Origin of the sequence: Sulfitobacter sp. OXR-159, from assembly GCF_034377145.1 — a bacterium.
Lineage (GTDB): Bacteria > Pseudomonadota > Alphaproteobacteria > Rhodobacterales > Rhodobacteraceae > Sulfitobacter.
The window spans coordinates 226,573-235,959 of record NZ_CP139708.1 but is presented as its reverse complement, the minus strand read 5'-3'; the positions used below and the strand labels follow the sequence as shown (position 1 = coordinate 235,959).

Genomic DNA, 9,387 nt, shown 5'->3' with positions numbered 1-9,387 from the left:
ATCTGCCCTCGCTCTCAGTAACGCTATTATTCGGTAGCGCTTTTGTTTCCGTTACTTAATGCCATTAAAGCGATGCGTGCAATAGATTCTTGCGCGAGGAGAGGGAAAGACGGCATCGATAGTCGGAGCTACGATCAAAGATAGTCCGGGCTTTTACGTCTAAGGGTCTGTAATTATTTGTTAAAACTATCCTTGGAAATGAGAATGAGCTCATCATGAGCTGGATGGCCAGCATTTCGCGGTTTTGCCGTAGTTAGAGCCACATACCCGATTTGCGAGAATCATGGGACGGGTCATCCTGACCTTGCGCGCCCGAGATCACGGTGAGTTTCAAGCCAGTCTGTCTCTTCCGGCAATTTCGGTCCCGGTGGCTCTGGCGTCCACAGGCTAGTCCTGACACTGTGCGGGGAAAGTGGGGCTTTGGGTCCCAAGTCGGAGGAGGCCACTGCGGGATGGTCGATATTTGGAGCGGACTGACGCAGGCCTTTTGGCTTGTCTTCACGCTTGATCCCGAACTGGTGGAGATCGCCGGCCGGTCATTGCAGGTCACAGTTTCCGCCTTGGTCGTCGCCTGCCTGATTGCCCTCCCCCTCGCGGCATTGGTCGCCGTAAAACGGTTTCGCGCACGGCGCTTGGTGATCGCGGTTCTAAATGCGCTCATGGGGCTGCCGCCGGTCGTGGTGGGGCTTATCGTTTATGTGGTCCTTTCCCGCTCCGGGCCCCTTGGCGTGTTGGGGCTGCTTTTTACCCCCACGGCGATGATCATAGCGCAGGTGATCATTATCGTGCCGCTCATTGCCTCAATCGCGCATCAGTCGATCCGCGAACTTTGGCAGGAATATCATGACCTGCTGATTTCGATGAATGTCACGCAGGGCCAAAAGATACGGACCCTGCTTTGGGATTCCCGCCGTGCGCTCCTCACTGCCGCGCTCGCAGGTTTTGGCCGCGCGATTGGGGAGGTGGGGGCGATCATGATCGTCGGCGGCAATATCGACCATGCGACGCGGGTGTTGACCACCGCGATCGCGCTTGAGACCGGGAAGGGGGAGTTTGCCTTGGCGCTCGCCCTCGGTTTCGTATTGATCGGGCTGGCCGTGGCAGTGAATCTCGCGATCCATTGGCTGGGCCGCACCGAACGGGAGGGCCGGTGGTGATGCAGCTTTTCCCAATGCAGGCCCGCGCGATCGAAAGCCGCAGACGCGGGCAACGGCTGGTGGGACCGATTGATCTGACGCTGGAAGGGCAGGGCGCCACGGTCGTTATCGGCCCGAACGGCGCGGGTAAGACCACGCTGTTGCAATTGCTGCATGGCACCGCGCGGCTCTCTGCGGGGCGGATCGATTGGGCCTGTACGACCGAAGAGGCGCGGCATCATCAGGCCTTCGTTTTTCAGCGGCCCGTTATGCTGCGGCGCACGGTTTTGGAAAACCTCATCTATCCACTGCGCCTGCGTGGTGTCGCAAAGGCTCAGGCCCGACTGGCGGCGGAGGAATGGGCCGCGCGCGTCGGGTTAGAGCCGCTTTTGGGGCGCGCAGCCCCTGTGCTTTCGGGTGGCGAGCAGCAGAAACTGGCCCTCGCCCGCGCCCTGATCTGCAAGCCCAAGCTGCTGTTTCTGGATGAGCCCTGTGCCGCATTGGATGGCCGTGCGACCCGAGAGATCGAGGCGATCCTGCAATCGGCGAAATCTGCGGGCACGCGGCTGATCCTTTCGACACATGACCACGGTCAAGCCCGCCGTTTGGCCGACGATGTCTTGTTCCTTCTGGGGGGCCGTCTGCATGAGGCCGGTCCCGCGACTATGTTTTTTAACCGACCTGAGACCCCAGAGGCGCAGGCATTTTTAAGAGGAGATATCGTAGAATGAAACATTGGATTGTAGGCGCAATTGCCGCTCTGGCGATGAGTGGTGCGGCGCAGGCCGCCGACGTGATAAAGATGGCGGTGACGACATCGTTCAACAACTCCGGTCTCGCGGATGTGCTCTTGCCTCAGATCGCAGCGGATCTTGATCTCGATGTGCAATTGTTGGTCGTCGGGACCGGCCAGGCGATCAAGCTAGGCGAATCCGGGGACGTGGACGCGATCCTGGTCCATTCGCGCAAAGCCGAGGAGGCTTTCGTCGACGCGGGGTTCGGCAGCCACCGAACGGAAATCATGTACAACGATTTCGTCTTCATCGGTCCAAAAAGCGATCCGGCGGGCATCGCATCCTCGGGTGCGGCCACCGAAGCATTGAGCGCAATCGCCGACAAAGAGTCTGATTTCGTGAGCCGAGGGGACGACAGCGGCACCCATAAGAAAGAACTGTCTCTCTGGGGCGAAGCGGGTCTCGATCCGGCAGAGTTCGGGGATTGGTACAACGCCGTCGGGGCAGGCATGGGGGCGGCGCTCAACACCGCCTCGGGGATGCCCGCCTATGTGATGTCGGACCGGGCAAGCTGGCTGAACTTCGGCAATAAGGGGGATCTGGCGTTGCTCTATGCGGGCGATCCGGTTCTGTTTAACCAATATGCCTATCTGCCGGTGAACCCCGAGCGTCACGGCCATGTCAAAAATGATCTGGCTCTGAAGCTCGAAGACTGGCTGACCTCCGACCGGGCGAAAGCGCTGATCAACGACTATAAGATCAATGGTGAGACACTATTCGTGTTCAACGCGGAAGGTGCCGAATAACCTGAGTTAGAGACCATCCGCGCCCAAACCTGCGCGGATGGTTCACTCGGGCAAGTCGCCGTGGATCGCGAATTGCTCTAGTCCTGCATCCTGCGGCTGGATCATGCGAAAGCTTTCACGGACGCCCGCGTCGGTCAACTCGCGCGCCACGGTGAGCAGACAGTTGGGCGCGTGATCGGCGCAGAGGTCGATCATCTGCGCCAACTCCTCTTTCGCCACGGGACGCGCGGCATCGACCGAAGGTGCACCGTAGTAGGTGACGAAATGCTGCGCCAGCAGCGCGGCGAGGGTCTCTACCTCGGCTTCTTCGATCTGGGTCACGGCGACAAAGGTCACGCGGCCAAAGGTTTCGAGCCCAAGCCAGCCGTTGGCGAAGGCTTGGCGGGCTTTGCCAGTCAGGTCGCCCTCGGTCCAATCGGAAAACTCGAATCCGCCAGAGATGCACCATTCCCCGGTGCGGGCGGGTGAGGCGAAGACGTTGCGGTCGCTCTCATCGAAATGGATCGCGCGGGCAAGTTTGAGGGTCATGGTGCGGGCTCCAATAAGGTGGTGAGCGGGATCAGGCGGGTCGTCTGTCCCGCGCGCAGTAACATGCCGAAGTCCTCGTCGACACCGATGAATGTACCGCTTGCGCCCTGCGCGGTCACCTCTTCGTCGATCCCATAGGCCAAGCCGCGCCATTCGCCATGCAGGCTGGCAGGGCCGAGGTCTTCCCAGCGGTTGATCCAATGCAGCGTGTGCCGCGCCCAGGATTCGACAAGGGCGGGGGGCTGCACCTCGGCGCAGCCTTCGGCATAGAGCGCGGTTTGATCCGGGTTTAGACCCGTTTGCGCCATGTCAGGGTCGTTCGCAGGGTAGAGCGGCAGGGTGAAACCGACGACGAGCCAATCGGGCACCGCCGCCGGATCGGTTGTCGAGGCCATCATCCGCAGCGCGCCGCAGGCCGCACCGTTCACGCGGATGCCGCCGTTCCATTCCAGTTGCACCGCGACTTCGGGCGGCGAGAGCGCGCCGAGGGCGTTTTGAAAGCCCACCCCGCAGAGCGGCAGCATCGCCACCGCGCGGGCCAGCGGCACCTCGGGGGCAAAGACCAAGGCCGCCTGCATCTCGGCCCCGTCGAGGCGGTAGGTGATCAGCCCCGCATCGCAGCCCTCGGCCGCGCGGGCGCAGGCGGCGGCAAGCGCATCGCCCACGACCGCCTCGCCCGACATCAGCGGCGGGAAGGACAGCACCTCGCTCATGCGGCGCCAGCGTCCACGAGTTGCTTGGCGATGGCGTGAAAGGCCGCGGCCTGCTTGCTATCCGGCTGGCTGACGGTGATCGGCGCACCGCCGTCCGAGGCGAGACGGATCTGCAGATCAAGCGGCACTTCCGCGAGCAGGGGCACGCCCCATTTCTCGGCCTCGGAGGCGACACCGCCGTGGCCAAAGACATGCTCTTCGTGGCCGCAATTGGTGCAGATATGCGTCGACATGTTTTCGATCATGCCGAGGATCGGCACCTTCAGCTGGTTGAACATATCGATGCCCTTGCGCGCGTCGATCAGAGCCACATCCTGCGGTGTAGAGACGATAACCGCCCCATCCACATGGGCCTTTTGCGCCAGCGTCATCTGCACGTCGCCGGTGCCGGGCGGCAGGTCCACGATCAGCACGTCAAGCGCGCCCCATTGCACCTGCGTCATCATCTGCTGCAGCGCGCCCATCAGCATCGGCCCGCGCCAGACCACGGCTTGGTCTTCGTTGGTCATCAGGCCAATCGACATCATGGTGACGCCGTGGTTGCGCATCGGCAGGATGGTCTTGCCATCGGGCGAGGCGGGGCGGCCAGAGACGCCGAGCATGCGCGGCTGGCTGGGGCCGTAGACATCGGCATCCAGCAGCCCGACCCGGCGGCCTTGGGCGGCCAGCGCACAGGCGAGGTTCGCGGAAACGGTGGATTTGCCGACGCCGCCCTTGCCCGAGGCGACGGCGATGATCCGGTCGACGCCGGGGATTTTTTGCGGACCGGTTGGCTCCGCTTTTCGCTGTGGCTTGAGGTCGGGCGGCGGGGCTTTTTCGCTGTGGCCGGTCAGCACGATGGAGACTTTCGACACCCCCTCGACCTGCGCCAGAGCCGCTTCGGCTAGCGCCTTGGCTTCCTCGTAGGCTTTGGCTTGGGCGGGCGGGATTTCCATCACGAAACGCACCGCGCCCGCGTCATCCACATTCAGCGCGCGCATCACGCCGCTGGCCACGATGTCTGTCCCCGTGGCCGGATCGGTCACGGTCTTCAAGGCGGTCAGGACCGCGTCTCTGCTGGCTGTCACGTCGCTTATGCCCCGCCCTTGTCCGCGCCGGCGATGGTGCCGTCGATCTCATGCTCAAGGCCCAGTTCGGGGATAGTGATCACGGCCTTGACCGCAAACTCTTTGCCGCTGGTGTCATGGTCGCGCATGGCCTTTTCGATGGCCTGCTGCGAGGTCACGCCGACCTGTTTGAGAAACTTGCGCATCGACATGTTGAAGTCTTCGCTCATGGGTGGCTCCTGTGCTGTGGGCGGCCTAGTGGTCGCGCCGTTTGGAGAGGTAATCGTCGGTGGTCCGAGGGCGCGGGCGTTCGTTGCCGGTCATCGGGTTGTTGGTGCTGTGATACTGCGCATTGATCCGGCAGTCATCGCACATCTGGATCATCCGCAGTTTTGCCTCATCGGCAAACATCGAATGGCTGCGCAGCTTGTCGGTGATTTTCTCTACGGTGGATTTCACGCCAAAGAGGCTGCCGCATTCGACGCAGGCAAAAGGCTCTTCCTCGTTCAGCACGCGCTGGCTCAGCGCGGCTTCGGTCAGGTCGAGGCGCGGCGCGAGGGTGATGGCATCCTCGGGGCAGACGTTGGCGCAGAGTCCGCATTGCAAACAGGCGTCTTCCTGAAAACGCAGTTGCGGCAGGTCCGGGTTGTCGCCAAGCGCGCCCGAAGGGCAGAGCGACACGCAGGACAGACACAGCGTGCAGGCATCTTTGTCGACCAGAACGGCACCGTAGGGCGCACCCTCGGGCAGGTCCAACACCTCGGCCTCGGGGTTGAGCGCCCGCGCTGCCTGCCGGGCGATCTGGCGGCGGCTGCCCATCGGGCGCACCGGCTGGGCGACGGGGGCAGGGGCCTCGCCGTCATAAAGAATGTCGGTCAGCGCCTCGGGGTCGGGGGTGTCGATCAGCGACATCCGCGCGTCCCCCGCAATGGCGCGGACCAGCGCGGTCTGCGTCTCAATCGCGTCGCGGTCGGCCTTGGGGCCAAGCAGAAGCGAGACATGGGCGAACCCGGCGGCCAACGCGGCCAGCGCCTCAGCATGGCCAAAGGCGGCGAGCGCATCGAGTTCCATCGGCACCACATCGGCAGGCAACCCGCGCCCGTGGCGTGCGGCAAGGCGGATCATCTCGGCGCCATGGGCGTCATGCACCATCAGGCGCGGCGCTTCGCCGCCCGCTTCGAGATAGGCACGCGCCAGCGTCTGCACCCGGCGCATGGTGAAATCGACGGGCGGCGCGTCATAGCTGATCGCACCCGAGGGGCAGGCCGAGGAACAGGCACCGCAGCCCGCGCAGATCATTGGATCGATCGCAACATGATCGCCGTCGGGCGTGATCGCGCCAGTGGGGCAAAGGTCCAGACAATTGGTGCAGCCGGTTTGCGCCGCGCGGGAATGGGCGCAGAGCAGCGGCTCGGTCCGCACATAGAGCGGCTGCTCAAATGTGCCGGTGAGATGCGAGGCAGCCAGCACGGCGGCGGCCACGGCAGGCGGGTGGCCGGGATCGGCGCGCAGGTAGCCTTCGCGTTTTTCATGCGCCGGGAACAGCGGCGTCTCGCCGCGCAGGTCGATGATGATGTCACATTGGCTGCGCGCGCCGTCGCGCGGCGCGGTCCAATTGAGCGGTCCCCGGCCACGCGGGTCGACCTGCCGCAGCGCGTCGATCACCACTTCGAACTGTCCAAGCGCGCCCTTGGCACGGCGCAGCTTGCCGGAAATGAGGTCAAAATCGCGCACCTCGGGCAGATTGTCCTCGGCCTTTGTCACCGCGTCGTCCATCAACAGCGTGACGCTCAGGTGGTCTTTGAGCTGCGCCGCCGCCTCCAGCGCTGCCGGGCCGCGCCCCACGATCAGGCAAAGCCCTTCGGACCCGACATCGATGGTTTTCTCTGCCGGGGCGTCCAAAAGCGCCTCGGCTGCAAGGGCGGACATTTTGGGTAGTTTGTCACGGGGGTCATCCGACCATCCGGCCCGGTCGCGCAGGTCCAAGAGGGGGGCAGGGGGCAGGCCCAGTTCCTCGGCCAATTCGGTAAAGACCCGCTCTTCTTGGGTGCAGCATAAAATTGCGTCCCCGGCGGTCAGGGCCTTGGCCGCCCGGTCGATCTGGGTGGTGCAGAGGGCCGAACAGGGGGGCGCGACCGCCGAACCGCTGCGCTCGGCCAATGCATCGGAATCGATACGCTGCGACCCTGCGCAATCGCATGTTATCAATGTCTTGGCCATGAATTTTCCCTCAATTCGCACGACATTCCGCAGCCCATCTGGGCAGGGCAGAGGCCCCAAGCTAGACGGGATTTGCCACCCCCTACAACCGAAATTCGCGGCGCGGCGGTGCTGCTCTTGGACGGTGAAGCAGGCAGAAACAGCAGTCTGCGGGGGCAGTGATTCGAATTTTGCGATTCCCTCATTTTCCGAGCGAAATACTCAAGTTAGACAATTAGGCCGAGGCGCCATTGACGGGCCAAGCCGATGGGCCATCTTGTCTCGAAAGCCGGGTTTTTCGGGCTTTGGCGCGGATTTGCGCTTCCCCCGGACCGGCCTTTGCGGCGAAGGTCATTGAAACGGAGGAGCAATTTGATTCACAACCCGACAATGTATCGGACAATGCCCTTGGGCATCGTACTGCGGCGCGCGCCGGGGGTGACCCGTTGGGCCAAGTGGAGCTGGAAAGCGACCGCCGTGCTGCCCGGTGCCGGGGAGGCCGATTGGCGCGAGCTGCGCCGCGACGGTGAGATCGTCGAGTACCACGCCGCCACGCTCAAGCTGGACCTCCACGGAGCCGAGACCGAAGCCTATGTCCACGGGCTCGGCGCGGATGTGCCTTGTGTCTATGTTGTGATGCGCCCCATTCCCGGTGCAACCGACCGCCCCTTCAAACTCGCGCTGGTCACAGCATCGCCCTATGAGGCGCAGGATTATTGCGACAGCGCCGAAGAGGTGGTGGAAAAGGTCGCGATGACGCCGGGTCTGTTGGCATGGGTGCAAGAGTTCGTCGAAGAGTTCCACCAGGAGGAAGCCTTCGTCAAACGCCGCCGGGATCGTCTGCGCACTGATATTAAACAAGACGGGATCGGCGATCCTCGCATTGAAAAACCTGCGGACATTTACGCCTCGCCCGCGCTGAAACGAAAGCGTCTGGCATGAGCGGTTTTTGGCAGAAACGCCGCGCCGCCGTCGCGGCTGAGGCAGAGGCCGAAGTGCGCGTTCACGCAGCGCAGGTGGCAGAGGCTGAAGAAGCCGCACTGGCCGAGCGCAGCGATGATGACCTGCTGGCCGAGTTCGATCTGCCCGCGCCGGAGGATCTGGTGAGCGGCGAACAGTTGCGTGCCTTTCTCAAGGCGCAACTGCCCCAACGGCTCAAGACCCGCGCGCTGCGCAGCTTTTGGAAAACCAACCCGGTGCTGGCCTGCCTTGACGGGTTGAACGATTACGACGACGATTACACAGCGGCGGCGACAGCTGGGAAACCGGTTAACACGATCTACCAAGTGGGCCGCGGCATGGTCTCGAAGGTCGAAGAGGTGCTGACCGCAGAGGCCGACGCGCCCGAAGAGACGGTTGAGAGCGCCAACAATGACGCGCCCGTTCTGGCCTCGACCCATGATGTCGTCGTGCCCGGCCCCCGCCGGACCGAAACGGCGCTGGCCCCAGATGCGCCTCTTGAGGTGCATCATGCCGCCCCGGAAGAAGAATCCGAAGCGCAGCCCGCGCCGACCCACCGCCGCATGCGGTTTCACTTCGCCAGTGATCTGGCACAGGACATGGAAGGTAGCAGCGCATGACCCAATTGGCCGCGACGCCCCTGCCCGAAGAAGACCGCCTGCGCGCGGACCTTTACAACTTCATGGGCCTAATCCTTGCCGGTCCCCCGGATCAGATGCTGCTGGATCAATGCGCGGGTCTGTCGGGGGATGACAGCGAGTTGGGGCAGGGATTCAAGACGCTGTCGAAACTCGCCGCCAAGACCAAACCCTCGGGTGCCGAGAGTGAGTTCAACCGGCTTTTCATCGGGCTGGGCCGGGGCGAGCTTTTGCCCTATGCGAGCTTTTACCTCACCGGTTTTCTCAACGAAAAACCGCTGGCCGCCCTGCGTCAGGATATGGTTGCACGCGGGCTTGAACGGGCGGCGAATGTGTTTGAGCCCGAAGACAACATCGCGTCGCTGATGGAGATGATGGGCGCGATGATCGCGGGCCGTTTTGCGTCCCCCGCGACGCTGGCGCAGCAAAAGACATTCTTTAACCGGCATATCGCCCCTTGGGCTGGGCACTTCTTTGCCGACCTCGAAGGGGCGAAAAACTCGGTCTTCTATGCCCCTGTAGGCAAAATTGGCCGTGCCTTCATGCAGATTGAAGCCGAAGCCTTCCGGCTCAGCAAAGACGACTAGACCCACCGCGATGAGACAGGCGGGGCCACGCGCCCCTGAA

Annotated in this window: 11 protein-coding genes; 6 read left to right on the top strand and 5 right to left on the bottom strand. The window is 63.2% G+C overall.

What is annotated here, in order from left to right; translation table 11 throughout:
- Positions 1-452 precede the first annotated feature (452 nt).
- From T8A63_RS19055 to T8A63_RS19045, 3 genes are read left to right on the top strand one after another with little or no spacing between them, the layout of a single operon-like run.
- Complete coding sequence (locus T8A63_RS19055) at positions 453-1,157, top strand: ABC transporter permease (protein WP_067628713.1); 705 nt, start codon at positions 453-455, stop codon at positions 1,155-1,157.
- Positions 1,157-1,867, top strand: a complete 711-nt coding sequence (locus T8A63_RS19050) for an ATP-binding cassette domain-containing protein (protein ID WP_322345959.1) — start codon at positions 1,157-1,159, stop codon at positions 1,865-1,867. Before T8A63_RS19055 ends, T8A63_RS19050 begins: the two co-directional genes overlap by 1 nt.
- Positions 1,864-2,676, top strand: a complete 813-nt coding sequence (locus tag T8A63_RS19045) for a substrate-binding domain-containing protein (RefSeq protein WP_322345957.1) — start codon at positions 1,864-1,866, stop codon at positions 2,674-2,676. Before T8A63_RS19050 ends, T8A63_RS19045 begins: the two co-directional genes overlap by 4 nt.
- Before the next feature lie 42 nt (positions 2,677-2,718).
- On the opposite strand, the gene T8A63_RS19040 is transcribed toward T8A63_RS19045, so the two are convergent.
- The 5 genes from T8A63_RS19040 to T8A63_RS19020 are packed head-to-tail and all read right to left on the bottom strand — an operon-like array spanning position 2,719 to position 7,183.
- Complete coding sequence (locus tag T8A63_RS19040) at positions 2,719-3,204, bottom strand: DUF6505 family protein (RefSeq protein WP_067628709.1); 486 nt, start codon at positions 3,202-3,204, stop codon at positions 2,719-2,721.
- Positions 3,201-3,917, bottom strand: a complete 717-nt coding sequence (locus T8A63_RS19035; protein ID WP_322345955.1) for a biotin/lipoate--protein ligase family protein — start codon at positions 3,915-3,917, stop codon at positions 3,201-3,203. The genes T8A63_RS19040 and T8A63_RS19035 overlap by 4 nt, the downstream gene beginning before the upstream one ends.
- A complete protein-coding gene (locus T8A63_RS19030; RefSeq protein ID WP_067628705.1) occupies positions 3,914-4,984 on the bottom strand; it encodes an Mrp/NBP35 family ATP-binding protein in 1,071 nt (356 codons plus the stop codon). Before T8A63_RS19030 ends, T8A63_RS19035 begins: the two co-directional genes overlap by 4 nt.
- A gap of 5 nt (positions 4,985-4,989) precedes the next feature.
- Entirely contained in the window at positions 4,990-5,193 is a 204-nt protein-coding gene (locus T8A63_RS19025) for a DUF6494 family protein (protein WP_300053153.1), read from the bottom strand.
- 25 nt (positions 5,194-5,218) lie between these two features.
- Positions 5,219-7,183 (bottom strand): 4Fe-4S binding protein, encoded by a 1,965-nt coding sequence (locus tag T8A63_RS19020; RefSeq protein WP_322345951.1) that lies wholly within the window; start codon positions 7,181-7,183, stop codon positions 5,219-5,221.
- Between the two features lie 381 nt (positions 7,184-7,564).
- Between T8A63_RS19020 and T8A63_RS19015 the strand changes: the two genes are divergently transcribed.
- Genes T8A63_RS19015 through T8A63_RS19005 form a run of 3 tightly spaced genes read left to right on the top strand, consistent with a single transcriptional unit; the run spans position 7,565 to position 9,347 of the window.
- On the top strand, positions 7,565-8,104 hold the full coding sequence (locus T8A63_RS19015; RefSeq protein WP_322345949.1) for a DUF3305 domain-containing protein: 540 nt from the start codon (positions 7,565-7,567) through the stop codon (positions 8,102-8,104).
- Positions 8,101-8,742 carry a DUF3306 domain-containing protein gene (locus T8A63_RS19010; RefSeq protein WP_067628695.1) on the top strand — a complete coding sequence of 214 codons (642 nt, stop codon included), beginning with the start codon at positions 8,101-8,103 and terminating at the stop codon, positions 8,740-8,742. Before T8A63_RS19015 ends, T8A63_RS19010 begins: the two co-directional genes overlap by 4 nt.
- Positions 8,739-9,347 carry a TorD/DmsD family molecular chaperone gene (locus T8A63_RS19005; RefSeq protein ID WP_300053161.1) on the top strand — a complete coding sequence of 203 codons (609 nt, stop codon included), beginning with the start codon at positions 8,739-8,741 and terminating at the stop codon, positions 9,345-9,347. The genes T8A63_RS19010 and T8A63_RS19005 overlap by 4 nt, the downstream gene beginning before the upstream one ends.
- Positions 9,348-9,387: the final 40 nt, after the last annotated feature.

What these genes read in the sequence shown, in the direction of transcription:
- T8A63_RS19035 (WP_322345955.1), bottom strand. Translation starts at nt 3,917, where the DNA reads ATGAGCGAGGTGCTGTCCTTCCCGCCGCTGATGTCGGGCGAGGCGGTC.
- T8A63_RS19015 (WP_322345949.1), top strand. Translation starts at nt 7,565, where the DNA reads ATGCCCTTGGGCATCGTACTGCGGCGCGCGCCGGGGGTGACCCGTTGG.
- T8A63_RS19055 (WP_067628713.1), top strand. Translation starts at nt 453, where the DNA reads ATGGTCGATATTTGGAGCGGACTGACGCAGGCCTTTTGGCTTGTCTTC.
- T8A63_RS19045 (WP_322345957.1), top strand. Translation starts at nt 1,864, where the DNA reads ATGAAACATTGGATTGTAGGCGCAATTGCCGCTCTGGCGATGAGTGGT.
- T8A63_RS19050 (WP_322345959.1), top strand. Translation starts at nt 1,157, where the DNA reads ATGCAGCTTTTCCCAATGCAGGCCCGCGCGATCGAAAGCCGCAGACGC.
- T8A63_RS19005 (WP_300053161.1), top strand. Translation starts at nt 8,739, where the DNA reads ATGACCCAATTGGCCGCGACGCCCCTGCCCGAAGAAGACCGCCTGCGC.
- T8A63_RS19010 (WP_067628695.1), top strand. Translation starts at nt 8,101, where the DNA reads ATGAGCGGTTTTTGGCAGAAACGCCGCGCCGCCGTCGCGGCTGAGGCA.
- T8A63_RS19025 (WP_300053153.1), bottom strand. Translation starts at nt 5,193, where the DNA reads ATGAGCGAAGACTTCAACATGTCGATGCGCAAGTTTCTCAAACAGGTC.
- T8A63_RS19020 (WP_322345951.1), bottom strand. Translation starts at nt 7,183, where the DNA reads ATGGCCAAGACATTGATAACATGCGATTGCGCAGGGTCGCAGCGTATC.
- T8A63_RS19040 (WP_067628709.1), bottom strand. Translation starts at nt 3,204, where the DNA reads ATGACCCTCAAACTTGCCCGCGCGATCCATTTCGATGAGAGCGACCGC.